The sequence below is a fragment of the Paraburkholderia sp. BR10954 genome (assembly GCF_040965775.1).
Lineage (GTDB): Bacteria > Pseudomonadota > Gammaproteobacteria > Burkholderiales > Burkholderiaceae > Paraburkholderia > Paraburkholderia youngii.
Genome location: NZ_JBFRCK010000287.1, coordinates 1 through 287, shown reverse-complemented (window position 1 = coordinate 287; position 287 = coordinate 1). Strand labels below are relative to the sequence as shown.

General features: G+C 54.7%; 1 pseudogene. It reads left to right on the top strand.

Annotated features, from left to right (window positions below):
• Nucleotides 1-194 precede the first annotated feature (194 nt).
• Nucleotides 195-287 (top strand): annotated as a pseudogene (locus tag AB4Y34_RS42265) (IS6 family transposase); the annotation flags it as partial.

Genomic DNA, 287 nt, shown 5'->3' with positions numbered 1-287 from the left:
GCCTTTTCTCAGATGTACCAGAATCCCGGTCGATCGGGCTGCGATACGTCGACAAGGTCGAATTGCCCGTTGCCCAGCACCACGTGCAGAAAAAACGTGCAGAGATGGTTGCACTTCTGACTCGCCAAAGTTGTGGTGCAAATAGCGCTCAAGGATCGGCTAGAGTGTCGCCCTGACCGATTTGAGGAGCCGCGATGAACAAGCTGAAGAGTCTGGACGGGCTATTCGCCGGCCGTCATTTTGACCGTGAGGTGATCATTCTTTGTGTGCGCTGGTATCTGCGCTAC